This is a genomic window from Prevotella sp. E9-3 (assembly GCF_022024015.1).
Classification (GTDB): Bacteria; Bacteroidota; Bacteroidia; order Bacteroidales; family Bacteroidaceae; genus Prevotella.
Genome location: NZ_CP091786.1, coordinates 2,341,780 through 2,367,616 on the forward strand (window position 1 = coordinate 2,341,780; position 25,837 = coordinate 2,367,616).

The following is a 25,837-nucleotide window of genomic DNA, read 5'->3' on the forward strand; positions in this document are numbered from 1 at the left end:
ATTCACTTTACGCTATACGCTATTCAACAGAATACATGCAAGGAAGACCCAAAGTAGCAATTATAGATCCTAACACGCTGGCCACACTCGGCCTGAAGCAGCTGCTCCAGAATGTTTTGCCCATTCTGACCATCGACACTTACGGTTCGATGGCCGAACTGGAAGCTAATCATCCCGATGAGTATTTCCATTATTTTGTGGCCATGAACATTGTACTGGAGAACCGCGCTTTCTTCACTGCCCGCAGAATGAAGACGATTGTACTGACGCTCTCGCTCGACGGCGGCTCGCAACTGGGCGAGTTCCACAGCATCTGTATCAACGTGCCCGAGCAGGAACTGGTGCGCTCGCTGCTCATGCTGGAACAGCATGCCCACCCTCACGGCAAGAACTTGCCGCCCATGCCAAAGGTGCTACAGCAAAAGGTGCTCTCTGACCGCGAAATAGAAGTGATGTCGCTGATTGTTCAGGGATTCATCAATAAAGAGATTGCCGACCGCCTGAACATCGGTCTGGCCACTGTTATCACCCATCGTAAGAATATCATGGAGAAGTTGGGCATGAAGAGTGTTTCGGCCCTTACCATCTATGCGGTGATGCACGGCTACGTGGACATCAACAAGATATAGAAGTAATCTATTAGATTCCCTAAAGGAATCCATACAATTCCTACTGGCAATCTACCTAAAAGCCACAAGGAATCCATCCGAAAGCCATAGGAAATTCATTCAATACCCACTGGAAATCTACCAGCATTCAATAAGCATTAAAAAAAGCCCAACCTCGAATGAGATTGGGCTTTACTATTGTTTGAACTCTGTCTCTTAGAAGAAGAGGTAGCGGTTGTCAACAACGTTGGCCTGCTCGTACAGCTCGTTCATGAAACGGCCTGCTGCCTGCATGGCCTGCTGCTTCAGCATACGCTCCTGCGACTTAGCATCGAACTGAGCGCCCTCACGCTGCTTCTGTTCAAGAACCTGGAACATGTAAGCACCACCATTACCCTTAACTACCTTCTTAGATACCTCGCCCTGCTTGGTAGCAGCCACAGCACCGCTCAGAGCGGGCTCGCTGGCACCAGTAGCCTGTACGAATACAGGTGCTGAGAAAGTGATCTGAGGAACGGTATCAACACGAGCGCCAGCATTCTTAGCGTCGGCGATGGTCTTAGCATTCTCCAACTTCTTAGCGAGCACGTCAAACTTCTTGTCGCGGATAACCTCCTGCTGGAGAGTTTCCTTCTCGCTCTCCCAGTCGCGATAACCAGCCTTGTGGGTCTTGGTCAGTGCTACAACCAGCAGACGGTCGTTGTTGCCACACTCATAGAGAGGAGAAACCTCACCATCCTCAGCATTGAAGATCCACTTCATGGTCTCACGGGTAGAACGGATGCCGGCTACGTTGTGCTCGTAGTTGGCTACATCCTGACGAACCTGAACATTGTAGCCAAACTTAGGAGCGTTCTCCTCAAGAGCCTCAATGGTCTTGTTCTCGCTCACATACTGGCTGAAGTTATTGTAAGCATCAGAGTAGGTCTGCTTAGAGAAATCGATAGTGTGCTTAACAATAGCTACGTCATACTTCTCGACCATAGCCTTGCGAGCGGTAACCTGCAGAATCATGTTGCCCTGAGCAAACTCAAGATTCTTCAGTTCGTTTACGCCCAGACTGTTCAGGGCATCCAGATAATTCTTAGTATCAACATCCAGCACAGGAGCATTCTGATACATAGCAGAAGTGAGCCACTGTTTTGCACCTGTCTGACCATACTTCACAGCCAGTGAGTCAAACACTGCACCAGCCTTCAGAGCCTGCATTATGCTGTCGGCAGTAGCACGAGCAGCCTCTACAGTAGCACCGCCAACCTGGATAGCGCGATACTCAATTGAGTCGGGCATAGTGGTTTTGGCAATCAGTTTCACTACGTTGAGAGTATTGTCGAAACGGGTCTCGAAAGGAGCAGAGGTCTGTCCAACGCTCATAGAGTCGATACGAGAAGCAATATCGTTGGGCAGTGCAGCACGAGTAACAGCCATGCCTGTATAGGCAACCTGTGACTGAGCCTTACGAACTACATCGGCCACATTAGCGCCTTCCTGCAATTTCTGCTGAGCCTCTGTCATGGTCTCCATCAGAGCCTTACGATCGGCCTCAGAAGCAACTACCTGATAGGTTACGTACTTGATATCGCGAGTCTCAACGCTCTGCTTGAACATTTCTTTCTCCTCGTTGTACTTTGCTTTCAGATCGGCATCGCTTACCTGAACATCATTGTCGTTCACACCTGAGTAAGGCAGTGAAGCCAACAGGATGCTGCTCTCAGTGGTCTGATCCTTGAATGAAGCCTCAGCGGCAACGGGGTTAGAAAGCAGACAGCCAACAAGCAGGTTCTGATACTTCATGGCCAGAGTCTGCTGACGGAGTGACTTCTCAATATACTGCCAGTACTTGTAGAGTGACTGATACTGCTCGGCCACCTGAGTGTTCTGCATCACCTGGGGATCTTTCATATCGGCCAGGAACTTGGTGAGCTGAGTAACATCAAAACGACCGGTCTGCTGATTCACGAAAGGAGTCTGCATCAGCATGGGGTTGGTACCCTCACGCAGAATGTTCTGCATCTCCTCGGTGGTAACAGTAAGACCAAGCTTCTCGCACTCGTCCTCAATCAGTGTGTTCTGAACGAAAGTGTTCCACACCTGATCCTTCAGACGGTTCATTTCGTCCTCTGACAAGTTGTCGCGGCCCTGAGTCATCTTCATGACCTCCTGGAACTCGTCAACGAGAGCCTGAAACTCCTGTACTGAAATTTTCTTACCTAACACTTGGCCTACCTGCTGGCGCTGCTCATTGCTCGTAGCCTGGCACGAGCGGAACAACTCTTCAGCAATGAAGGCAAAAAGGGCCAAGCCAATCACTACTACAAGTGTGGGGCCCCAGCTTCTGATTTTTCCAATTGCTGCCATTTTGTTTTTAGCTTTTAATATTTTAATTTATGTTTTTGCTTGAAAATTTTCGTAATTCAGCCGACAAAATTACTAATTTCAATCGAATTATCGGCATATTTTAATAAAAAAATGCCTTATTCATTGACTTTAAGCCGTACTAATTCTATTTTTGTTGCCGTATTCTTCAGTATTTTGAACTCCCAGTGTCCTATTTTTACAACTTCGTTGAGTTTAGGGAAACTCTGGAATTCATGAAGAATGAGACCGCCAACGGTCATATATTCATCGCTCTCAGGAAGTTCAAGGTTGAACATTTCATTGACTTTCTCAATCTCCAGTCGGGCTGAAAGCAGATACTCACCATTCTCCAATTCCTTCGCCACATAATTGGTTGAATCGTGCTCGTCTTCTATATCGCCAAAGATTTCCTCAACGATATCTTCCAAAGCCACAAGACCACTGGTGCCGCCAAACTCATCGACCACAACACCCAACGATTTCTTTTGAGCAAGGAAAGTCTGCATCATCTTGCTGGCTGCCATCGTTTCGGGCACAAAGGTCATCTTCTGCAAATGCTGGGTCCAGTCCTTTGGATTGCGGAACATCTCGGAAGAGTGGATATAGCCCACAATATGGTCGATATCCTCATGGTAAACGACAATCTTAGAATGGCCACTTTCTATGAATTTCTGCTTCAGTTGCTCAATGCTACAGGTATCCTCAACGGCATCAATCTCTGTACGAGGTACCATACAGTCGCGCACTTTTGTATCGGAAAAGTCAAGAGCATTCTGGAATATCTTCACTTCCTCCTCAATATCGTCATCGTTCTCGGCACTGTCGATGCTGCTCTGAACCAGATAGTCGAGGTCAACTTTCGTAAATTCCTTATCGTCCAGGTTCTTATGAAACTTTATACCAACAAGCCGCAACAGCCCCTTCGACAACAAAGTGGCAAAGCGAGAGATGGGATAGAGCACCACATAACAAATAAAAGCTGGGATGGAGAAGATGGTGAGCATCGTATTGGGATTGCTCTTGAAGATGGTCTTAGGCAGGAACTCACCCGTAAAGAGTACTACTACAGTAGAGAGCAACGTATCGGCCGTCACCCTGGCACCATCAGGAAGACTATAAAAAAGGGTGGCATCGAATATCTGAGCAAACAGGATGCCGTAGATGACAAGTGCAATATTATTGCCTACCAGCATCGTGGAAACGAAATTATTGGGATGCTGATAGAACAGCGCCAAAGCGCGCTGAGCAAGTCCGTTCTTCTCACGATCCATCTCGGCACGAAGGCGGTTGCTCGACACGAAAGCTATTTCCATGCCTGAAAAAAAGGCAGAGAAGAGCATCGACACCAGAAGTCCTATAATTTGTATGGTCATGTAGTTCGTTTAGGTAAAGTTCTTATGGTCAATTCTTTTTATGCTTCTGAGATGCAGGGCGCACAGGAGGTTGCTCGACAACAGTAGTTGTATCTAATCCTTCGCCTTCTGAAGCCTGTTCATCCTTCTGCGAACCGTCCATATCATCTTTGATGAACGAGCCTTTAGAATTGGTCACGGTATAGCGTGTCATTGTTTCATCGCTACGGAAACAGGTGCCCTCAATGGTTCGCTCGGGAGTTACCAGACGAGAGTAAACATTTGAATAGAGCTCATGGGTTACACCGTCCCAATAGAGTTCCTCGCTGGTATAGATCAATCCATCCATATTGCGCACATAGACCCTACCACGGAGCTTCCAAAGACGCTGCTGGTCGAAATACCATGCAGTGTCGGCCTGAATATAGCCCTGTACCTGGAATTTCTCGTCGAACTGTTCAAAGAAAATACCCTTCATAAACTCCCAACGAGTGGGCTGGCGGAGGGTATTCACTTCCCACTGTTCAGAAACAATGCGGTATTTGATAACGCCGGAATCGCTGATCAGGGTGTTCACGCCGTAAGATATCATCATACTCACGGAATCGCGCGGATCAATGGCTGGCGCTGTATGCTCGTGGGCTTCGCTACAGCCCCACGAATGGAGTAAAAGGATGAACAGAAAGCTCACCCCTAACAGCTGTTTTATGTAGTTATGTATCACCAATTGTCCGCTTGAATCTATGTGCTTTGCCCGAGAAGGCGATTAATCAATCTTCCACTTGGCAAACCAACGTTCGTTGAAAGTGAGACCAATATTCAAACGGAACGTATTCTCCGTAATCATATCCTTGGCTGAAGTGCGTACATACTGAGCACTCACGTTCAGGAACGAACGGTTGTTGTAACCATTCTGCAGAGGAATACCGAAGCCTGCACTAACGCTATACTCCTTCGGGCCATTCTTTCCATTAATATTATAATAAGGTGTAGTATAGCCAACACCACAACGATAGTGTACACGGTTCAGGAAGTGACGATCCATTACATTGGGAACGAAGTCGGCACCCAATCGCACCTGATAGCGATTCTTCAGGATATCGCTCTGCAGCGCATACTTTCCATCGTTGCCTATTTCAGGGAAATCAACGTTTGCCCAATTCTCCATGCTTAAATCAGCATCAACCGTCCATTTCTTGTCATGTGTCCATGCTGCGCCCAATGAATAGGTCATTGGAATGGACAGACCGTTGCTCACTACATACGATGTTGTATCGGAATTGCTTACATTGATAATCTGACAAGTGGGATCGGCACCCAATTTATGGCCAATTCCTACAGTAGCACCAATGGTCAATGCATCTTTAGCGTTCAGTTTCTGCTGCCACTGAGCACCGAAATCAAGAGCATAGCTATTAACTTCGACTGTATAGGAACGCTGCAATGTATTGATATACGTTGTACTGCTGGTTGTCATGCCATGATCAAGCTTGCCCCAAAGATAAGAAAGATTGAAGCCCACCGACAATGGTTTCGAAACTTGCCAACCTGCACCCACAACCAGTTTATGAATACCGCCATCACCACTATAAGTCTCGGTGAGCGTACCGTTGTTGCTATCCAGGTATTTAGAGACGGTATATTTATAGCCCATGTTCGAATATGGCAGCAAACCAATGGTCATACCCACCTTTGGAACCAGGCGGAAACTGGCTACTGCATAGTCGAGATTAGCATTCTGGGCATTCACTTTTACTGTGCCTTCTTTAAAATTGGTTACTTGTCCTGAGATTCCCATATCAAAAATCATCGTCAGGGAATCAACAGCAGAATAGGAAGCTGGATTGAGCGTATTGATCACATTACCCATTCTCAGGCCCAAGCCGGCACCATTCATGCCACGACTGAAACCTTGAGATTGATCGGCCAATAGGCCTATTCCATATTGGCTATAAGGGGAATTGGTTCCACTTTGAGCCATCGTTACTGCAGCGAAAGCTATTGCTGCTACGCCACACAAAAGTCTGTTCTTCATTATTTCGTGATATATCAGCGTGCAAAATTACGAAAAACTTAGGAGTTTATATTGAAGCATTAGGAGTTTTTTTGAAACAATGGCAAAAAAAAAGTTAAACACACGGAAAATACATAGGTACTCATTTTAAAACTCCCAACTTTTAAGTACTTTTGCATCGTGAAACAATTCAAGATTTACTATAGGATATTTCTTTTCCTAACGAGCATCATATTTCTTTCTACCACTGTCAGTGCAGCAGAAATTATGGACAGTGTAGAAATTGGACTCATCACCTGTACACCGCACGAGGAAGTTTATAGCCTTTATGGACATACGGCTATTCACTACAAAAATCAGCAAACAGACGAGGATTTGGTGTTCAACTATGGTGTGTTCAATTTCAAGGCTCCTCATTTTGTGGCCCGTTTTGTACTGGGAAAGACTGACTACGAATTGGGAATCATTCCTATTGAACCCTTTTGTAAATACTATAAAGACTGGGGAAGTGAGGTCGTAGAACAGGTGCTCAACCTGACTAATGAGGAGAAAGCACGCATCGTTCATGCTCTTGCCATCAACTATCGCCCCGAGAATCGTGTTTATCGCTATAATTTCTTCTATGATAACTGCTCAACTCGTCCACGCGATATCATTGTACACAATCTTGTAGGCGAAGTAGTCTATGCCCCACGCGAGGACTATGCCCCATCCTACCGCGAGATGATTCACGAACTAGTGGGCCACCATCCATGGGCCTCAATGGGCAACGACCTGCTGCTGGGAGCCAAGGCCGACATGAAAACTGACAGAAAACAGCAGGAGTTTCTTCCCATGAACCTCATGCACGACTTTGAGCATGCCAGAATCTATGCCAACGGCGAGTATCGTCCACTGGTAAAGGAACGTAGAGTATTAGTGAAAGCTGGCATTCAGGTGGTGGAAGAAGAATTTCCGCTTTCACCTACTGCTTGTGCATGGCTGCTGTTTGCGTTGCTGATGGCGGTATTGATAATTGAAAAGAAAAAACATCAGCACTACCTCTGGATAGACCTCATACTGATGCTGACCACTGGTGCGGCCGGTTTGCTGCTATTTGTGATGTTCTTCTCCGAGCATCCTACCACAAGTACCAATCTGCAGATTCTTCTGCTGAATCCTCTCTCTTTACTATTCATTCCCTCCGTATGGCGAGGCAAAGCTTCGTACTACTGGATATTCATGCTCAGCTGTCTCATTTTATTTGCTGTGGGATGGTTTATTCAGGACTATGCTGAAGGAATGGAAATTTTGGCATTGTGTTTGCTGTCACGCTATTGTAGCTATAAAATATGACCAATAAGTATTTCTACCTCACCCTTTTGGCAGTATTAGGCTTCAACATCGAAGCCGAAAGCCAGGAAGTTCGTAACGCTCCACGCATGGTGGTCAGCATTGCTATCGACCAGTTGCGAAGTGACTATCTGGAGGCCTTTATGCCTCTTTACTCCCAAAACGGTTTCAGACTTCTCTTGGGTGAAGGATTGGTTTATCAGAATGCCTCCTACCCTTTTGCGCCTATTGACCGTGCATCGGCCATAGCCGCTATCAGCTCTGGCGTAACACCATATTATAATAAAATTACGGGAGAACGCTGGCTCAACAGAGAAACGCTCCGTCCGGTTTATTGTGTCGATGATACCAATTTCCCCGGCATTCTGACTCAAGAGACAGCTTCACCCAATCAGCTTTGCACATCAACCTTAGGCGACGAACTGAAAGTGGCCACCAACGGAAGAGCCATTGTCTATGCCATTGCGCCCTATCGAGATGCTGCCGTACTGTCAGCCGGTCATGCTGCTGATGGTGCATTCTGGATTGACGACCGAAATGGTGAATGGTGCTCGTCACGCTACTATTTCACTGCATACCCATCGTGGGCAAGAGCTTACAACGACCTTCAGGCACCACGTAAAAAGATACAGTCTGTCACATGGGAGCCCGTAAACGATTTAGTTGGCAACTTCAGCTATTTCATGCAGACGGGACTTCAGAAACCGTTCAAACACACCTTCAAGGGTGAACAATGCTATCGTGAATACAAGGCCAGCGCTATGGTCAACGAGGATGTCACCAATATGGCCATGCAGTGCTCGGCAAGCACAGGTATGGGCACTGACAAGGTGACTGACATGATAGCGATTACTTATTATGCCGGAAGCTACAATCACCACGCAATAGCCGACCATCAGGTAGAACTTCAAGACACCTACGTAAGACTTGACCTGGAGATTGCGCGACTCATCAAGTTCTACGAAGAGCGCTGCGGCAAGGACAATGTACTCTTCGTACTGACCAGTACGGGGTATTGCGATGAAGAGCAGGCCGACTATAAGAAATACCGTATTCCATCAGGCACGTTCTACTTGAGCCGTACGGCCAACCTCTTGAACATGTATCTTGGTGCCATTTGGGGACAGGGACAATACGTGGAGGCTTATTTCCGCAACCAGATATACTTGAACCACAAACTGTTGGAGACCAAGAAAATCAGCATTTCCGAGGCATCAAGCAGAGGCCAGGAACTACTGGCCATGATGTCGGGCGTACGTAATGTATATACATCGCTCCAACTCATCACAGACAACAACGAACATCTTAGAAAGATACGCAATGGTTTTAATGCCGAACACTGCGGCGACTTGGTCATTGAGACTGCTCCCGGTTGGAATCTGCTCAATGAGGATACCCAAGAACAGGAACTGGTGCGAGCATCTTTCACTCCATTCCCAATTATCATCTTTGGTGCCGGTACCAAGGGCGAACGTGTTCAGGCTCCTGTCACCACAGACCGTATAGCACCCACTGTTGCACGTGCCATACGCATCAGGGCTCCGAATGCATGTTCGGCTGCTCCACTTTTTTAAGTTCCAAATAATGAGCGTTTTATGCTTGATTGTGCAAAAAAAATATTAACTTTGCACCCAATTTTATCGTTTTAGCAGAAAATAAAAAAGAAAATATAACAATGAATTTCAACAAAATTCTAAAATCACTGTTCGGCGATAAGTCATCGCGCGACATGAAACTTATACAGCCACTGGTAGAAAAAGTTAAGGCTGTATATCCTGAAATCACAAAGCTTAGTAACGACGAACTGCGCGCCCGTGCTGCTGCTATCAAACAGCAGGTACAGTCGGCTGCCAGTGCTGAGAAAGCTGAGATTGAAAAGTTGAAGGCTACTATCGAGAACACGCCTCTAGACGAACGTGCCGATATCTTTGCCAAAATAGACAAGATTGAGAAGGACGCACTCGAGGTCTATGAGAAAGCCCTGAACGAAGTGATGCCTGAGGTATTTGCTATCGTAAAGGATACAGCCCGTCGTTTTGCTGAAAACGAAGAGACAATTGTCACAGCCAACGATTTCGACCGCGAACTGGCCGGGGATCCACGTAAGGATTTCATTACCATTGATGGCGACAAGGCTATTTACCACAACCACTGGACTGCTGGCGGCAACGACCTGAAATGGGAAATGGTACACTATGATGTACAGTTGTTTGGCGGTACTGTTCTTCACCAAGGCAAGATTGCTGAGATGGCAACGGGTGAAGGTAAGACATTGGTAGCCACACTGCCCGTATTCCTGAATGCGCTGACTGGTAACGGTGTTCACGTAGTTACCGTAAACGACTACTTGGCCAAACGTGACTCAGAATGGATGGGACCGCTCTACATGTTCCACGGTCTGTCTGTTGACTGTATCGACAAGCATCAGCCTAACTCTGAAGCTCGTCGTCGTGCCTATATGGCAGACATCACCTTCGGAACAAACAACGAGTTCGGTTTCGACTACCTACGCGACAATATGGCCATCTCACCAGCCGACTTGGTTCAGCGTGCTCACAACTATGCTATCGTTGATGAGGTTGACTCGGTATTGATTGACGATGCCCGTACACCTCTTATCATTAGTGGTCCAGTACCCAAAGGCGATGTGCAGATGTTTGAGGAATACCAGCCACTGGTAGAACGTCTCGTTGCTGTACAGCGCCAACTGGCCACACAATATTTAGCTGACGCAAAGCAGAAAATTACTGAAGGACAGCGTTTGTTTGACGCAGGTCAGAAGAAAGAAGGTCAGGATCTGCTTGACGAAGGCTTCCTCGCACTCTATCGTTCACATAAAGCTCTGCCTAAGAACAAGCCCCTTATCAAATACCTCTCCGAAGATGGTATCAAGTCGGGCATGTTGAAGACAGAGGAAATTTACATGGAGAACAACAACCGCCGCATGCCAGAGGCTGTAGAGCCACTGTTCTTTGTGGTTGACGAGAAGCTGAATTCATGCGACCTGACCGACAAGGGTACTGCATGGTTGGCTAAACAGGTGAACGATGCCCAGCTGTTCGTATTGCCTGACATCACTTCTCAACTCTCAGCTCTTGAAGGCGAGAAAGGTCTCAGCGATGAAGAGCGTGTAGAGAAGAAGGATGAACTGATGAACCATTACGCCCTGCAGTCAGAGCGTGTTCACACACTCCAGCAATTGTTAAAGGCCTACTGCATGTTCAACAAGGATGATGAATATGTGGTTATCGACGGAGAAGTAAAGATTGTTGACGAGCAGACCGGCCGTATCATGGAAGGTCGTCGTTGGAGTGATGGACTACATCAGGCCGTTGAAGCTAAAGAGCACGTAAAAGTCGAGGCTGCTACTCAGACCTTTGCTACAATTACCCTCCAGAACTATTTCCGCATGTACCACAAATTGGCTGGTATGACAGGTACGGCTTCTACAGAGGCTGGTGAGTTCTGGGATATCTACAAACTCGACGTGGTGGAGATTCCTACCAACAAGCCCATTGCACGTAACGACATGGACGACCGCGTTTACAAAACAGCTCGCGAAAAATACAAGGCTGTTATCGATGAGGTTGTGAAGATGCGTAACTCTGGACGTCCTACTCTGATTGGTACTACATCGGTTGAAATATCTGAGTTACTGAGCCGTATGCTTGATATGTATGTGAACCCTGAAACGGGCAAGCGTGAAGGTATTCCCCATCAGGTATTGAATGCAAAGTTGCACCAGAAGGAAGCCGACATCGTGGCATTGGCAGGTCAGCAGGATTCTAATGGTAAGGGTGCTGTTACCATCGCCACCAACATGGCGGGTCGTGGTACTGATATCAAGCTGTCGCCCGAAGTGAAAGCTGCCGGCGGTTTGGCAATCATTGGTACCGAGCGTCATGAAAGCCGCCGTGTGGACCGTCAGTTGCGTGGTCGTGCCGGACGTCAGGGTGACCCAGGTTCATCTGTATTCTACGTATCACTCGAAGACAAGCTGATGCGTCTGTTCGCTTCTGAACGCATTGCATCCGTAATGGACCGTCTTGGTTTCCAGGAAGGCGAGATGATTGAGCACCCCATGATTTCAAAGAGCATTGAGCGAGCTCAGAAGAAGGTAGAAGAAAATCACTTCGGCATTCGTAAGCGCCTGTTGGAATACGATGATGTAATGAACAAACAGCGCAAAGTGGTGTACGAGAAGCGCCGTCACGCCCTGATGGGTGAGCGCATCGGCATGGACATCGCCAACGTCTTCTGGGATCGTGTATCAAGAATCATTGAGGACAACGACTACGAAGGTTGCAAGGAAGAGTTCATCCGTCTGTTTGCTATGGAGGTGCCCTTCACGGAAGATCAGTTCATAAACACTCGCGACCGCGAAGAGCTTATGGAGAACGCTTTCCAAGCAGCATTGGCTAACTTCAATCGCAAAACGGAGCGTATTCAAGAAGTGGCATGGCCTGTTATCAAACAGGTATATGAAACCCAAGGTCAGATGTTCGAACGTATCATGGTTCCCATCACCGATGGTCGCCACATGTACAATATTGCCTGCAACCTGAAGGAAGCATACGAAACTGAGTGTAAGTCGGTTGTCAAGCAGTTTGAGAAGCAGACTCTTCTACACATTATCGACGAGGCATGGAAAGAAAACCTCCGCGAACTCGACGAACTGCGCCACTCTGTACAGAATGCCAGCTACGAACAGAAAGACCCACTTCTTATCTTCAAACTGGAGAGTGTAAAACTGTTCGACAACATGGTGAACACAATGAACAACCGCACGGTGAGCATTCTGACTCGCGCTGCTATTCCTGAGCTGCAACAGCAACAGGTTCAGGAAGCCGCTCCAGAAGAGCATACTGACCGCCGTCAATATACCGAAAACCGTCAGGAGGGAGAAGTAAGCGAAGAACGGTTGGTTGATGAGAATCAGCGTTCTGCAGCTCAGCACGACACCCGTGCACAGCAACCACATGCACCAATCGTGCGTGACAAGCTGCCCGGCCGTAACGATCCCTGTCCTTGTGGAAGTGGCAAGAAGTTCAAGAACTGCCACGGTAAAGGCTTAGTGTAAGTTAAGAGTTGATAGCTAATCGATGCAATTAAGCTCGACACAAAACATCTTAGTTATGATTACCATCAACAATCTTAAGAAGCAATTTGGTGAAACAATTGCCTGCGACATACCATCCTATGAGGTACGTGAGGGCGAAATACTTGGTCTTGTCGGCAACAACGGAGCCGGCAAGACCACTCTTTTCCGTATGATTCTTGACCTGCTGAAGCCCGATACAGGCACAATAACCATCAAGAACATCAACCCCGCTGAGAGTGAAGAATGGAAAGACATGACAGGAGCCCATATTGATGAGGGATTCCTGATTGACTACCTTACCCCTGAGGAATATTTTGCCTTTATTGGTAAAATCAGTGGCATGACTCCCGATGAGGTAGAAAACCGACAAAAAGAGTTTGAGCGCTTTGCTGGCGGTGAGGTATTCGGACAGAAAAAGCTTATCCGTAATCTCTCGGCAGGAAACAAGCAGAAAGTGGGCATCATTGCAGCCCTGTTACGCCAGCCCCAACTGCTCATACTTGACGAGCCGTTCAACTTTCTGGACCCTTCGAGTCAGAATATCCTTAAACATATAATAAAGGAATATAACCAAAAGACAGGAGCTACCATTATTATTAGCTCTCACAATCTTCAGCACACCATTGAAATTTCCACTCGTATTGCCCTACTGGAAAAAGGTAAGATCATCAAAGATTTGACCAACGAAGCTGAAAGTGCAAAAGCAGAATTAGAAGCATATTTTAAGGAAGATGGGAACGAAAGTTTTTAATTTTTCAAAAAAAACAAACAAAAATTTCCGTATCCCACTGAAAAGCAGTAACTTTGCAATCCAAATTTGAAAACATCACATTAATTTAGCATAGAAATATGACGAAAGCAGAAATAGTGAACAACATTGCCGAGCAAACTGGACTCAACAAAAAGGAAGTTGCTATCACCGTTGAGGCATTTATGGAAGAGATCCGTAACAGCCTTGCCGACAACAAAGAAAATGTATATTTGCGCGGATTCGGTAGCTTTATCGTAAAGCATCGCGCTCAGAAAACAGCTCGTAACATTTCAAAGAACACTACTTTGGTCATTGAGGCACACGATTTGCCAGCATTTAAGCCTGCAAAGAGTTTTATCGAGCGTATGGACGGCGTTGAAGTTGTAAGCGAAGATTAAAAAATATTCAAGAATAATTTACAATAAACATTAAGAATTATGCCTAACGGAAAGAAAAAGAAGGGCCACAAGATGGCTACGCACAAGCGCAAGAAGCGTCTGCGTAAGAACAGACATAAGAGCAAGTAAGCATTTTTGCTCGTCTGGAAAAGAATGAAAGGAGTGTACCACGGCATGGCACGTCTATGCAGGTGCACCCTTTTTTGTACAAGAATACCAATTCAAGAATCCTAAAAAAGAATGACAAGCGAAGTAATTATCGATGTTCAGCCGAAGGAGATATCCATTGCACTGCTTGAAGACAAGCAGTTGGTGGAATATCAGAGCGAGCCTCGCTCAGCCTCTTATTCTGTAGGCAACATCTACATTGGAAAAGTCCGCAAGTTGATGCCTGGACTTAACGCCTGCTTCGTAGATGTCGGCTCTGAGCGCGACGCATTCCTACACTATCTTGACTTGGGACTTCAATATAGCTCTTTTGAGAAATACTTAAAACAAGTAGCAAGCGACCGCAAGAAACTCTACCCTATTCAAAAAGCCACTAAACAGCCCGATCTGCCAAAGGATGGTAGCATCCAGAACACGCTGAAGGTGGGGCAAGAGGTATTGGTGCAAGTAGTAAAAGAACCTATTAACACAAAAGGTCCACGACTCACTTGCGATTTGAGTTTTGCCGGTCGCTACATGGTACTCATCCCCTTTGGCGATAAGGTATCCGTCAGTTCAAAAATTAAGAAAGGAGAAGAGCGCAGTCGTCTGAAACAACTGGTACAAAGCATGAAACCGAAAAACTTCGGCGTCATTGTTCGTACTGTAGCTGAAGGCAAGCGTGCTGCTGAACTCGATCAGGAACTGAAGGTTCTCTTAAAGCGATGGGAAGATGCCATTACGCGCGTTCAGAAAACCACCGAGCGCCCACAACTTGTGTTCGAGGAACAGAGTCGCAGTGTAGCTCTTATTCGCGACCTTTTCAACCCCACTTACGACGGTATTCATATTAACGATTCCGAAATCTACAGTCAGATTCACGATTACGTATCACTCATTGCCCCTGAAAAGGCCGATATCGTGAAACTGTACAATGGTAACGTACCCATTTTTGACAATTTCAATGTTACCAAACAGATTAAATCAGGTTTCGGGCGCACCGTCAACTACAAGCGTGGGGCCTACCTCATCATTGAACACACAGAGGCCATGCATGTGGTTGATGTTAATAGTGGAACGCGCATTAAGAAAGAAAACGGACAGGAAGCTAATGCACTGGAGACCAACCTTGGTGCTGCCGATGAGCTGGCACGCCAGTTGCGTCTGCGCGACATGGGCGGCATTATTGTTGTTGACTTTATCGACATGAATCTTGCCGAGGATCGTCAGTTGTTGTACGAACGCATGTGCGAGAACATGAAAAAAGACCGTGCTCGTCACAATATCCTGCCATTGAGCAAGTTTGGATTAATGCAGATTACCCGTCAGCGTGTTCGTCCTGCTATGGACGTAGCTGTTGAGGAAAGTTGTCCCACCTGCCTTGGCACTGGCAAAATTAAGTCCAGCATCCTGTTTACCGACCAGTTAGAGAGCAAGATTGACCGTCTCGTCAACAAGATAGGCATTCGCCGATTCTCATTGCACGTACACCCCTACGTAGCAGCATTCATCAATCAAGGCGTATTCTCACTGAAACGCCGCTGGCAGTTGAAGTACGGACTGGGTATCCGTATCATCAGTAGTCAGAAACTTGCATTCCTGCAGTATGAGTTCTACGATCAGAACCGTCAGTTCATCGATATGCAAGAAGAGAACGAAGTTAGCAAATAAGAGATTCAATAATCACAAAAACAAAAGCTACAATGAAAAGAGACAACACTGTTTTCGAGTTGATTGAGAAAGAGCATCAGCGCCAGCTGAAAGGCATTGAGCTGATTGCCAGTGAAAACTTTGTAAGCGACCAGGTGATGGAAGCCATGGGCAGCTATCTCACCAACAAGTATGCTGAGGGTTATCCCGGCAAGCGTTACTATGGTGGTTGCCAGGTTGTTGACGAAGTTGAGAAACTGGCTATTGAGCGTGTCTGCAAGCTTTTCGATGCTGAGTATGCCAATGTGCAGCCTCACTCTGGTGCACAGGCCAATGCAGCCGTTCTGCTGGCTGTACTGAAACCTGGCGACACTTTCATGGGTCTGAACCTGGACCACGGAGGCCACCTTTCTCATGGTTCTCATGTCAACACGAGCGGCATTCTCTACAACCCCATTGGTTACAACCTGAACAAGGAAACGGGTCGTGTAGATTATGACGAGATGGAGCGCCTTGCTCTGGAACACAAGCCTAAGCTGATTATCGGTGGCGGTTCAGCCTATAGCCGCGAATGGGACTACAAGCGCATGCGCGAGATTGCCGACAAAGTTGGTGCCCTGCTGATGATTGATATGGCCCACCCCGCTGGACTCATCGCTGCAGGCCTGCTCGAAAACCCTGTAAAATATGCTCACATCGTGACTTCTACCACCCACAAGACCCTTCGCGGTCCTCGTGGCGGTATCATCTTGCTGGGTAAGGATTTCGACAATCCTTGTGGCTATACCACTCCAAAGGGTGAAATCAAGAAGATGTCCGCCCTCCTCAACTCTGCCGTATTCCCCGGTCAGCAGGGCGGTCCTCTGGAGCACGTTATCGCAGCCAAGGCAGTTGCATTCGGTGAGGCACTTCAGCCCGAGTTCAAAGAGTGGGCTAAGCAGGTTCAGAAGAATGCCAAGGTACTGGCCGATGAACTTATCAAGCGTGGCTTTAGCATTGTGAGCGGTGGTACCGACAACCACTCTATGCTGGTTGACCTTCGTTCTAAGTATCCCGATCTGACTGGCAAGGTAGCCGAGAACGCTCTTGTAGCTGCCGACATCACTGTCAACAAGAACATGGTACCCTTTGATAGCCGCAGTGCTTTCCAGACCTCTGGTATCCGTCTGGGTACACCAGCCATCACCACCCGTGGTGCCAAGGAAGACCTGATGATTCAGATTGCCGCTTGGATTGAGGAAGTACTCAACGATCCCACCAACGAAGAGGTTATCGCCAGTGTTCGTGCCCGTGTGAACGAAAAGATGAAGGAGTATCCTCTCTTCGCTTACTAAGCGACTAAGGCCCCTGAGTCATCACAGAGACAATAATAATCAGAGTATTCAGATTATTCAGAGTATTCAGAATATTCAGAGTATTCAGATTATTCAGATTACTCAGATTACTCAGATTACTCAGATTACTCAGAAATACCCCCAAAAAAGAAGCGACCTGCATTTTGCAGGTCGCTTCTTTTCTTATTTATACTCAAGTAGTTTAATCCTCTTCCTTCATCTCGGCCTCGTGCTCCTTGATCAGCTGCTGCTGAATATCGTTGGGCACCAGTTCGTAAGAAGCAAACTTCGTTGTGAACGATGCACGGCCTCCAGTGAGTGATGACAATGCGATTGAATAGTTCGACAGTTCCTTCAAAGGAATCTTTGCAGAAAGCTTCTGATAACCGGCCTCAGAATCCATACCCATAATGATGGCACGACGTCCCTGCAGGTCGCTCATCACGTCGCCCATATAGTCGGCCGGAACATAAACTTCCAGGTCGTAGATAGGCTCCAGCACCTTTGGTCCAGCCTCACGGAAGGCAGCCGAGAAGGCATTACGTGCAGCCAGCATAAACGACAGTTCGTTAGAGTCAACGGGGTGCATCTTACCATCATAAACAATAACACGCACATCACGAGCATACGAACCTGTCAGCGGACCCTGTTCCATACGTTCCATAATACCCTTCAGGATGGCAGGCATAAAGCGCATATCGATGGCACCGCCCACCACAGAGTTGATAAATACCAGTTTACCGCCCCATTCCAAGTCTTTTTCTTCCTTAGACTTGATGTTCATCTTGAACTCCTGTCCGTTGATGGTGAAGCTTGTAGGATCGGGCATTCCGTCAGCGTATGGCTCAACAATCAGGTGTACTTCACCAAACTGGCCTGCACCACCCGACTGCTTCTTATGGCGATAGTCAGCACGGGCCATCTTTGTGATCGTCTCACGATAAGGAATCTTCGGCTCGATATATTCAATATTGATTTTCTCGTTGTTCTCCATGCGCCATTTCAGTGTACGCAGGTGGAACTCACCCTGTCCGTGAACAATAATCTGACGCAACTCCTTCGACTGCTCTACTACCCATGTAGGATCCTCTTGGCGCATCTTAGTCAGTGCAGCCATCATCTTTTCTGTCTCAGCCTCGTTCACAGCCTTAATAGCACGTGAATACTTCGAGTTAGGATACTTAATGAAGTCATAGCGCCACTCGCAGTCTTTGCCGTTCAGGGCATTGCCAGTTTTCACATCCTTCAGTTTCACGGTACAGCCAATATCGCCAGCATTCAACTGATCAACAGGAATACGGTTAGCGCCTGCACAGGCATAGATCGTTCCGATACGCTCTTTAGAGCCACGATCAGCATTGGTCAGGTCGTCACCACTCTTCACCGATCCGCTCATCACCTTGAAGTAGCTCACCTCACCGATATGAGGCTCTACGCCCGTCTTGAAGAAATACAACGATGCAGGACCGTTTGTATCGGGAGTTACCTCTTCACCACGTGTATTGCGAACTTTTGGCATCTCGCTAACGAAAGGAACCACATTGCCCAAGAATTCCATCAGTCGGCGAACGCCCATATCCTTACCGGCACATACACAGAACACGGGGAAGATAGAGCGTGTTACCAAACCTTTACGGATACCCTCACGCATCTCGTCTTCAGTCAGGCTCTCGCTTTCAAAGAATTTCTCCATCAGCGTATCGTCGTTGGCAGCCGCAGCCTCAACCAAAGCAGCATGCAACTCCTTTGCCTTGTCCATTTCCTCTGCAGGGATAGCCTCGATGATAGGAGCACCACCTTCAGGCTTCCATGAGTATTTCTTCATCAGCAGCACGTCGATCACGGCATTAAAGCCAGGACCAGTAGCAATAGGATACTGTACAGGAACGCACTTGTCGCCATAAATCTCCTTCATGTTCGTCAACAATGCGTCAAAGTCACAGTTCTCTTTATCCAGCTGATTCACCAGGAAAATCACAGGTTTCTGCAGTTTGTCAGTATAGCGGAAAGCATTCTGCGTGCCCACTTCCGGTCCGTACTGTCCATTAATCAGGATTACGGCCTGGTCGGTAACGTTCAGTGCCGTAATAGCACCGCCCACGAAGTCATCTGATCCCGGGCAGTCAATAATATTCAGTTTCTTATTGTTCCATTCCACGTGGAAAACAGTTGAGAACACACTGTATCCATATTCCTGTTCCACAGGGAAATAGTCACTCATTGTGTTTTTACCTTCTACGGTACCGCGGCGCTTGATGATGCCTGCTTCGTAGACCATTGCTTCGGCAAGAGTAGTCTTGCCGCTACCCGCACTGCCAAGCAATGCAATGTTTTTAATCTCGTTTGTCTGGTAAACTTTCATTGTTTTATGGTTTTAAGTTAATAGGTTTTCGTTAACGGGCTCTAAAGTACTCATTTTATACTAAAACACCAAAGATAAAATGAAATAATTAAAAAAAATTTGCAATTTCGCTCAATCTCCCCTGTTAAACACGTTTTTCACTTCATTTATTTTGTGTTACACCTATTATTTATTACTTTTGCAACTACTAACTACCTAACTTCTTACATGAACGAAAGCACATATTCTTTCAACCATTGCCGACTGCTGCTTACTGCTGGCAGTCTTTTGGCTGGCCATATAGCAACCGCCCAGGATGCTACTGCTCAGGCCACACCCGAACGTCCTAACATCATTTTCATCCTGGCCGATGATATGGGCTATGGCGATTTGGCTTGCTATGGCAATCAGTATATCCAAACGCCCAATATCGACCGTCTGGCTCAAACGGGTACCACTTTCACGCAGGCTTATGCCGGAAGCGGCATCAGTTCGCCCTCACGTTGTGCCTTGATGACAGGAATGAATACAGGCAAGAGTCGCATTCGCGACAATCAGTGCTATGCAGGCGGCCTTACCGGATTGAAAATCAGTCCTAAGGGCGATACAACCATTGTACGCCGGGCCAACCTTTTGCCCGAAGACGTTACCTTAGGTACCGTTATGCGTGCTGCCGGCTATCGCACCTGCCTTGTCAACAAGTGGCACCTTGACGGTTACGATCCACAGGCAGCCCCCAACCATCGCGGTTTCGACGAGTTCTACGGATGGACCATTGCCACCGTTCATTCCAACGCTCCATACTACTATCCTTACTATCGTTTCTGTGGCGACAGTCTTATAAACATTCACGAGAATGCCAACGATGCCCACGTACGCCACAACACCGAAATCTCCACCGACGATGCCATTGCTTTCATTCATCGCAACAAAGAGAACCCCTTCTTCCTATTCCTTGCCTACGACGCGCCTCACGAGCCTTATACCATTGACGACACCTCTTGGTACGATGAGCATGGTGAATGGTCTATGAACACTAAGCGCTATGCCGCTCTTGTCACCCACATGGACTATAACATAGGCCGTCTCTTGGGTACCCTCGACAACTTAAACCTGCGAAAGAACACCCTCATCATCTTTGCTTCCGACAATGGCGCCGCCGTGATGGCTCCACTAAAAGAACTCAACTGCGGGGCCGGACTGAAAGGTCGCAAGGGGCAGCTATACGAAGGAGGTATCCGTGTACCTCTCATTGTCAACCAACCCGACCGTGTACCCGTTCGTCAGGTCCACGACCTTGTCTATTTCCCCGACTTCATGCCCACGTTGGCCCGCCTCGCAGGCTCTTCCGATGCTGTACCCTCCAATACAGATGGTGTCGATGTTTCGCCCCTTTTCTTTGGAAAAAACATCGACACCAGTCATCGTTATCTCTATTGGGAATTTCCTGGCAAGCAGCGCGCTCTCCGCTATGGGCCATGGAAGTGTGTCACGGTAAAGAGAGAGGCTCCGCTCGAACTCTATCATATCTCCGATGACCCTTACGAGCAGCACAACCTGGCCGATTCCCTTCCCGAGAAGGTCAAGGAGTTCGACCTCATCATGCGCCGCATGCACCATCCGTCACCCCTCTATCCTACTCAGTTCTGACCACCAGTTTGTCACCGCTCAGGTCAACGGGAAAAAGATGGGGGATGCGAACGGTACGTCCGTGAGCGTCAATACCATTTTATTTTCATTGCCGAGACATAGTAAACGCCATCACTCATTCAGCGAATCGGTGATGGCGTTTACTATGCGAAGTCCCCCTCCATGATTGCTCACTCCGTTACGCTCATCATCATGTTGTTCAGCCAATTCTTCAGTTTGTTTATGGATGTGGGCTCATGAGACTCGTTGGCTTCTATTGCCGGTTCATCCATAGCAGGCTCTGATTTAACCATGACAGGCTCTGGCTCTGTTTTGGCAGGTTCTGGTGCAGGTGCAGGCTTCACGTCAAAGTCTATCTCCGTCTGTACGATGGCCTGAGCCATTGTGAGCGTATTTTTTGCCGGCTTATATAGTTTCGGAATCAGTTCCTCGTAGTAGTCATCCTCATTATTATGCACATTCGACGCTACCTCAACTTTCAGGTTATCCTCCATCCCCGTTGCCAGAATGGTCACCTTGGCATCCTCGCCCAGTGAGTTGTCGGTTGCGGTACCCCAAATCACGTCGATGTTTGGATCCAATTGGTCGAAGAAATCATCAATTTCCTGCAGTTCACGAACATATATGGGATATTCGTCGCTCGAGTAGATATTAAAGAGAATTCGCTTAGCTTTGCCGATATCGTTGCCATAGAGCAAGGGCGAATCCAGTGCATCGAGTATAGCCCGTTCCACACGGTGTTCACCACTAGCTCTTCCCATTGCCATGATGGCACCACCGCCATTGCGCATCGTTGTCTCCACATCGCGGAAGTCACTCTTGATACCTCCATCACTGGGCATGGTAATCAGTTCCGAAATGCCCTTCACTGCATCCATCAGGATATTGTCTGCCCTGAAGAACGCTTCTTTCAGGGGGATGTCGGCATTAGCATAGACGTCGCAGAGCCGTTCGTTGTTCACTATCAGCAGAGCATCGACATTCTTGCGTAGTTCGTCCACGCCCTTCAGTGCTTTGATAATCTTCTTTTTCTTCTCAAAGTTAAACGGAATGGTCACCACGCCAATAGTCAGCAGTCCCATTTCCTTGGCCACACTTGCCACCACAGGAGCCGCACCGGTACCAGTACCGCCACCCATACATGCAGTCACAAAAACCATCTTCGTCCCATCGTCAAACAGCCGTCTGATGCTATCGATAGTATTCTCTGCCTCAAAGCGCCCCTTTTCAGGATTACCGCCCGCCCCAAGTCCTTCGCCCAGCTGAATCTTCACCGGCACCGGCAAGCGCGACAATGACTGACTGTCGGTGTTACATACTGCATACGTCACACCCTCTACTCGATCCTTAAACATATTGTTCACGGCATTGCAGCCGCCACCACCAACGCCCACAACCTTGATGATGCCCTGCATCTTGTCCTCTACAAGTCCGAAGTCCAACAGCTCGTCCATATCCTTATTTCCCTTCTATGATGATTAGTTCCCTTGGCAGCGTGATAACCTTCAACCGCTCATACCACACGCGTCCACCAATATGTTTCTGCGTATGTCCACTGATAATATAATAGCTCGCGCGATACTCGTCCATCAAGTCCAAGAACACCTTCTTGATTCTCGAACACTTCTCGTTGATGGCATTATCCAGTGGATCTACCAGTTTCTCTACGCTGTCCTCTATCTTCTCACGGTCCATCCACCGGGCTGTCTTAGCATACAGTTCCATCAGTTCCTGCTTATAATCCCTCAGGCGCTTAAATTCAATCCCCTCTGGATGTCTCAAAAACAGCAGATACACCGCCTTGTGCACCGGTTGCAGTTCCACCTCGGTGTTATTATAGTCAGACAGAATAAATCGGTAGTCGGCCGTAATAACCAGTCTTGACAGTCGTCCTCGGGCAGCCTCGATGCGCAGCTCCTCCACCAGCTGCACCCCAATAGCCTTCAGCAGCAAGTCCTTTCTCCCTGCCGCCACCAGTTGCTCCGTCAGTCGTTTCACCTCCAGCGCCACCTTCTCTATTGTCTGCTGTTCACGTGCCATCAAATCCATTTCGGCAACAAAGGTACAAAAGATAATCTATATACAAAAATCCTCGCAAGCCTTGCGGAATACAAAGCCAGTTCTTGGTTTTGTTGGTCTTACATGAGAATTTTGGTGTCACAATCATAAAAATGGCAGTGCATATTCATCTGTTCCAAGCTCAAAACTGTTGATTAACTTGCCAATTGAAGGGTTGTTTTCCAACATTCCTAACAAAACATACGGATCAAAGACATCTTTAGGAGTATCTTCGACCTTTTCTTTGGGCTCATTTGCAGAATAGTACCATTCCTTTGGCTTAATCATCTCCTCAATCGAAGGATCTGACGGTTTCTTGTATTTTGCATCGAGAGCCAGATAGGCATATTTCCTAGCGATATTTATCATCTGATGAATATACGAAACCTCTTCTATTTCACGAAACGGTATAGCCTTAAACTCTGGACTTCCAAACACTGATTCCATTACCGTTTTGTCCCACTGCTCAAATTTCGATGCTAATGACGAGAACCCCAGTTTCTTTATATAATAAAGTGCCAGGCTCACCTCTTTGAAACTAACAGGACTGATAATGGAGCCTTTACTAACATTCGCATATTCGTCAAGAGAAAAATAATGGCCACAATCCAGACAGACACTATGGACGGTTTCATATAATAGCCTCTCTGCCTCCATTTTCTCAATACTTCTTCCTGTATGATAAAGCACTGCCAGATAATCTGTATTTGACAGTTTACTCTTATCAATTTCAAATGCCATATTCTTTGCCAGTCTTAGGCAAACAAAATAGTAATCCCTTTCCTCAGTAAACTTCTCGATATTCTCAGAAAGGTATTCGACAGGGAAATAACGTATGACCGTCCATGAACATTTTCCTTCGTGAAGACTCTCCCACAGATCTCGTATCTTAGGTTCAAATGACTTATCCCAATAATCAAGTGTCTTTGAATACGCCCATTGTCTATCTTTCTTTCCTGAGTCTAAAAAGGCTAAGATGATTTTCTTCTGGTCTTTCCAGTCCAGATAGTCAAATCGCCTCTGAATCTCTTCTCGTGACTCAGCAACTTTCCCACTCCTTTTGTTGACATAGTTCTTAATCAACGTTGCGATGGGAGTATTTCGTTTCTTAGAATTACATATCATGTCATTATCTGTTTTCAGCGCAAAGACTCGAATTACCTCTCACACTCCTGCATTTTTATTTTCTCTATTTCCAACTCCAACTTCCTTACAGTTATAAAGAAGTTCTCAAGCATCATCCGCAGATAGTCCTCGATGTTAGGAATCTGCTCAATAAACAAGAAGTTCTTCTTGATATGTACAGCCACATCGTCAGAATCTGTATTACCATAAAACACAGATACGATGCCATACGCATTGATACCATTTATAACCTGACGAACCCTTGCGAACTCGTCAATATCGAACTTGGAGAAGCTATAGCACCAAGGCCATATCAGATTAACAAAATCACAGTCGTTGGCAGTTTCCATCAGAAATATCACTCCCTGATACTCAAACTGAATACGCCCCTCCTCATTATATTGGGGTTCGCTACCAATATTCTCAATCGCCTTCAGGGCCAGTTGCCTTGTGCTAATTTTCTCTTCCATAGCCTTTTCACATACTTGATTGGTGCTTGATGTCGTTGTATCCACTGGACAATCTGCATAGTTATCATCCTCATGGTAGTAGCGCCAGATGTTGTATATTACAACAAACGCTAGAATTCCTAAAACATGCCACGTCATATCTCAGATAAATTTAAAATGGACATTCATCTGTCTTCACTAAATCAAAACTATGAATTAGATTTATAAGAGAAGGGGTAAACATCCCTTTTTCTTCCAGCTCATCCTTGGTTCTTCCTAAAGAGTCTATTACCTCCAGCTTTTCCAACAATTCATCCAATTGCCGCGTATCAACGGATACTCCCTTTATCCTAAACGACACTTCCAGATGCTCATAGCAGTATTTTCTCATCAGTATAAGTCCCATTTTTTCAGGAATCATATATGGCAAGTCATAATTCTTTATCAGAAACCATTCGCGAGACTTCATCACAGCCTTTGAAACCCTATCAATCCATTCATTCAACTGCTTATAGATTTCGAACATGTGCAAATCATGTTCAATAGTCCGTAATATAGATTTTACAATCGAGCAATTGAAAATAGAAATCAGAGTTGTTCCACGCTCTGAGTAAAAGGTCAAATCACTGATATGTGTCTTATACTCACCCAGGCATATCTTTCTCAGTTGAGTGAAGAATAATTCCCAAGCCACAAATGGCGATATGTCGTATTTCTTCAGTATGAGCCAACTAAGATAGTCCGACTCATACAAACGCTCTTTGTCTACACGGAACTCGCTATCATTAATCAGTCTCTTGCAGATAAAGAAGTAGTTCCTTCCTGCACTCAGTACATCCATATTGGCCTTTATATATTCTATCGGCAGATAACGGATAACGACCCAAGACAAAGGGATCTCATGGTATTGCTCCCAGACATCCCTAACGACAGGGATAAACGAATCGTCCCAGTGCGTAAACATCTGCCTGCTGGCCCAATTCCTATCCCCCTTGCCCGAGCACAAGAAGTCAGGCAATATCTGTTTCTGATGCCTCCAGTCCAATGCGCTGAATCGCCATTGTATCTCATTCCGCGCAGCAGAAACCTTACCACTCTTCTTGTTCCGATAGTTCTTTATCAGCTGAGCAATCGGTGTGTTACGTCTCGGTTTTACCTCTTCCATCGTC

19 protein-coding genes are annotated in these 25,837 nt (G+C 46.7%); 9 read left to right on the forward strand and 10 right to left on the reverse strand.

Annotated elements, in window-relative coordinates:
* Positions 1-35 precede the first annotated feature (35 nt).
* The gene (locus L6475_RS08960) at positions 36-629 is read left to right on the forward strand and encodes a response regulator transcription factor (RefSeq protein ID WP_237819192.1); all 594 of its coding nucleotides are present in this window, start codon (positions 36-38) and stop codon (positions 627-629) included.
* A gap of 195 nt (positions 630-824) precedes the next feature.
* Here the strand turns inward: L6475_RS08960 and L6475_RS08965 are convergent, their stop codons facing one another.
* The 4 genes from L6475_RS08965 to L6475_RS08980 form a co-directional block, all read right to left on the reverse strand.
* Positions 825-2,966, reverse strand: a complete 2,142-nt coding sequence (locus L6475_RS08965) for a peptidylprolyl isomerase (protein WP_237819194.1) — start codon at positions 2,964-2,966, stop codon at positions 825-827.
* A 116-nt stretch (positions 2,967-3,082) separates the two neighbouring features.
* Positions 3,083-4,339 carry a hemolysin family protein gene (locus L6475_RS08970; RefSeq protein ID WP_237819196.1) on the reverse strand — a complete coding sequence of 419 codons (1,257 nt, stop codon included), beginning with the start codon at positions 4,337-4,339 and terminating at the stop codon, positions 3,083-3,085.
* 28 nt (positions 4,340-4,367) lie between these two features.
* Positions 4,368-4,994: an LPS export ABC transporter periplasmic protein LptC gene (gene lptC, locus L6475_RS08975; RefSeq protein WP_237824112.1), complete on the reverse strand. Its 627-nt coding sequence runs from the start codon at positions 4,992-4,994 to the stop codon at positions 4,368-4,370.
* Positions 4,995-5,084: 90 nt separating this feature from the next.
* Complete coding sequence (locus L6475_RS08980; RefSeq protein WP_237819198.1) at positions 5,085-6,353, reverse strand: hypothetical protein; 1,269 nt, start codon at positions 6,351-6,353, stop codon at positions 5,085-5,087.
* Positions 6,354-6,599: 246 nt separating this feature from the next.
* Between L6475_RS08980 and L6475_RS08985 the strand changes: the two genes are divergently transcribed.
* From L6475_RS08985 to glyA, 7 genes are all read left to right on the forward strand, one after another.
* Positions 6,600-7,667: a DUF4105 domain-containing protein gene (locus L6475_RS08985; protein WP_237819200.1), complete on the forward strand. Its 1,068-nt coding sequence runs from the start codon at positions 6,600-6,602 to the stop codon at positions 7,665-7,667.
* Positions 7,664-9,238 carry an alkaline phosphatase family protein gene (locus L6475_RS08990; RefSeq protein ID WP_237819201.1) on the forward strand — a complete coding sequence of 525 codons (1,575 nt, stop codon included), beginning with the start codon at positions 7,664-7,666 and terminating at the stop codon, positions 9,236-9,238. The genes L6475_RS08985 and L6475_RS08990 overlap by 4 nt, the downstream gene beginning before the upstream one ends.
* Positions 9,239-9,339: 101 nt before the next feature.
* Complete coding sequence (secA, locus tag L6475_RS08995) at positions 9,340-12,744, forward strand: preprotein translocase subunit SecA (protein WP_237819203.1); 3,405 nt, start codon at positions 9,340-9,342, stop codon at positions 12,742-12,744.
* A 55-nt stretch (positions 12,745-12,799) separates the two neighbouring features.
* Positions 12,800-13,516, forward strand: a complete 717-nt coding sequence (locus L6475_RS09000) for an ABC transporter ATP-binding protein (protein ID WP_237819206.1) — start codon at positions 12,800-12,802, stop codon at positions 13,514-13,516.
* 98 nt (positions 13,517-13,614) lie between these two features.
* The gene (locus L6475_RS09005; RefSeq protein WP_237819208.1) at positions 13,615-13,914 is read left to right on the forward strand and encodes an HU family DNA-binding protein; all 300 of its coding nucleotides are present in this window, start codon (positions 13,615-13,617) and stop codon (positions 13,912-13,914) included.
* A gap of 240 nt (positions 13,915-14,154) precedes the next feature.
* Positions 14,155-15,732 carry an Rne/Rng family ribonuclease gene (locus tag L6475_RS09010; protein WP_237819210.1) on the forward strand — a complete coding sequence of 526 codons (1,578 nt, stop codon included), beginning with the start codon at positions 14,155-14,157 and terminating at the stop codon, positions 15,730-15,732.
* Positions 15,733-15,764: 32 nt separating this feature from the next.
* Positions 15,765-17,045: a serine hydroxymethyltransferase gene (gene glyA, locus L6475_RS09015; protein ID WP_237819212.1), complete on the forward strand. Its 1,281-nt coding sequence runs from the start codon at positions 15,765-15,767 to the stop codon at positions 17,043-17,045.
* 202 nt (positions 17,046-17,247) lie between these two features.
* Here the strand turns inward: glyA and L6475_RS09020 are convergent, their stop codons facing one another.
* Positions 17,248-19,407: a translation factor GTPase family protein gene (locus L6475_RS09020; protein WP_237819214.1), complete on the reverse strand. Its 2,160-nt coding sequence runs from the start codon at positions 19,405-19,407 to the stop codon at positions 17,248-17,250.
* Positions 19,408-19,614: 207 nt separating this feature from the next.
* On the opposite strand from L6475_RS09020, the gene L6475_RS09025 reads away from it, so the two are divergent.
* Positions 19,615-21,036 carry a sulfatase-like hydrolase/transferase gene (locus tag L6475_RS09025; protein ID WP_237819216.1) on the forward strand — a complete coding sequence of 474 codons (1,422 nt, stop codon included), beginning with the start codon at positions 19,615-19,617 and terminating at the stop codon, positions 21,034-21,036.
* Positions 21,037-21,206: 170 nt separating this feature from the next.
* On the opposite strand, the gene ftsZ is transcribed toward L6475_RS09025, so the two are convergent.
* From ftsZ to L6475_RS09050, 5 genes are all read right to left on the reverse strand, one after another.
* The gene (gene ftsZ, locus L6475_RS09030; RefSeq protein WP_237819218.1) at positions 21,207-22,490 is read right to left on the reverse strand and encodes a cell division protein FtsZ; all 1,284 of its coding nucleotides are present in this window, start codon (positions 22,488-22,490) and stop codon (positions 21,207-21,209) included.
* 4 nt (positions 22,491-22,494) lie between these two features.
* Positions 22,495-23,076 (reverse strand): hypothetical protein, encoded by a 582-nt coding sequence (locus L6475_RS09035; RefSeq protein WP_237819220.1) that lies wholly within the window; start codon positions 23,074-23,076, stop codon positions 22,495-22,497.
* A 123-nt stretch (positions 23,077-23,199) separates the two neighbouring features.
* Positions 23,200-24,177, reverse strand: coding sequence for a hypothetical protein (locus L6475_RS09040; protein ID WP_237819222.1), 978 nt, complete (start codon positions 24,175-24,177; stop codon positions 23,200-23,202).
* Positions 24,178-24,251: 74 nt separating this feature from the next.
* Entirely contained in the window at positions 24,252-24,689 is a 438-nt protein-coding gene (locus L6475_RS09045) for a hypothetical protein (RefSeq protein WP_237819224.1), read from the reverse strand.
* Positions 24,690-24,840: 151 nt separating this feature from the next.
* Positions 24,841-25,833 carry a hypothetical protein gene (locus L6475_RS09050; protein WP_237819226.1) on the reverse strand — a complete coding sequence of 331 codons (993 nt, stop codon included), beginning with the start codon at positions 25,831-25,833 and terminating at the stop codon, positions 24,841-24,843.
* Between the last annotated feature and the right edge of the window lie 4 nt (positions 25,834-25,837).

Bases quoted from the DNA above. Each gene is read 5' to 3' on its own strand.
- L6475_RS09000 (WP_237819206.1), top strand. From the start codon at position 12,800: ATGATTACCATCAACAATCTTAAGAAGCAATTTGGTGAAACAATTGCC.
- L6475_RS08965 (WP_237819194.1), bottom strand. From the start codon at position 2,966: ATGGCAGCAATTGGAAAAATCAGAAGCTGGGGCCCCACACTTGTAGTA.
- L6475_RS09020 (WP_237819214.1), bottom strand. From the start codon at position 19,407: ATGAAAGTTTACCAGACAAACGAGATTAAAAACATTGCATTGCTTGGC.
- L6475_RS09050 (WP_237819226.1), bottom strand. From the start codon at position 25,833: ATGGAAGAGGTAAAACCGAGACGTAACACACCGATTGCTCAGCTGATA.
- L6475_RS08970 (WP_237819196.1), bottom strand. From the start codon at position 4,339: ATGACCATACAAATTATAGGACTTCTGGTGTCGATGCTCTTCTCTGCC.
- L6475_RS09005 (WP_237819208.1), top strand. From the start codon at position 13,615: ATGACGAAAGCAGAAATAGTGAACAACATTGCCGAGCAAACTGGACTC.
- L6475_RS08985 (WP_237819200.1), top strand. From the start codon at position 6,600: ATGGACAGTGTAGAAATTGGACTCATCACCTGTACACCGCACGAGGAA.
- L6475_RS08990 (WP_237819201.1), top strand. From the start codon at position 7,664: ATGACCAATAAGTATTTCTACCTCACCCTTTTGGCAGTATTAGGCTTC.
- L6475_RS08960 (WP_237819192.1), top strand. From the start codon at position 36: ATGCAAGGAAGACCCAAAGTAGCAATTATAGATCCTAACACGCTGGCC.
- L6475_RS09010 (WP_237819210.1), top strand. From the start codon at position 14,155: ATGACAAGCGAAGTAATTATCGATGTTCAGCCGAAGGAGATATCCATT.
- L6475_RS09035 (WP_237819220.1), bottom strand. From the start codon at position 23,076: ATGGCACGTGAACAGCAGACAATAGAGAAGGTGGCGCTGGAGGTGAAA.
- L6475_RS08980 (WP_237819198.1), bottom strand. From the start codon at position 6,353: ATGAAGAACAGACTTTTGTGTGGCGTAGCAGCAATAGCTTTCGCTGCA.
- L6475_RS09025 (WP_237819216.1), top strand. From the start codon at position 19,615: ATGAACGAAAGCACATATTCTTTCAACCATTGCCGACTGCTGCTTACT.
- glyA (WP_237819212.1), top strand. From the start codon at position 15,765: ATGAAAAGAGACAACACTGTTTTCGAGTTGATTGAGAAAGAGCATCAG.
- L6475_RS09045 (WP_237819224.1), bottom strand. From the start codon at position 24,689: ATGGAAGAGAAAATTAGCACAAGGCAACTGGCCCTGAAGGCGATTGAG.
- ftsZ (WP_237819218.1), bottom strand. From the start codon at position 22,490: ATGGACGAGCTGTTGGACTTCGGACTTGTAGAGGACAAGATGCAGGGC.
- secA (WP_237819203.1), top strand. From the start codon at position 9,340: ATGAATTTCAACAAAATTCTAAAATCACTGTTCGGCGATAAGTCATCG.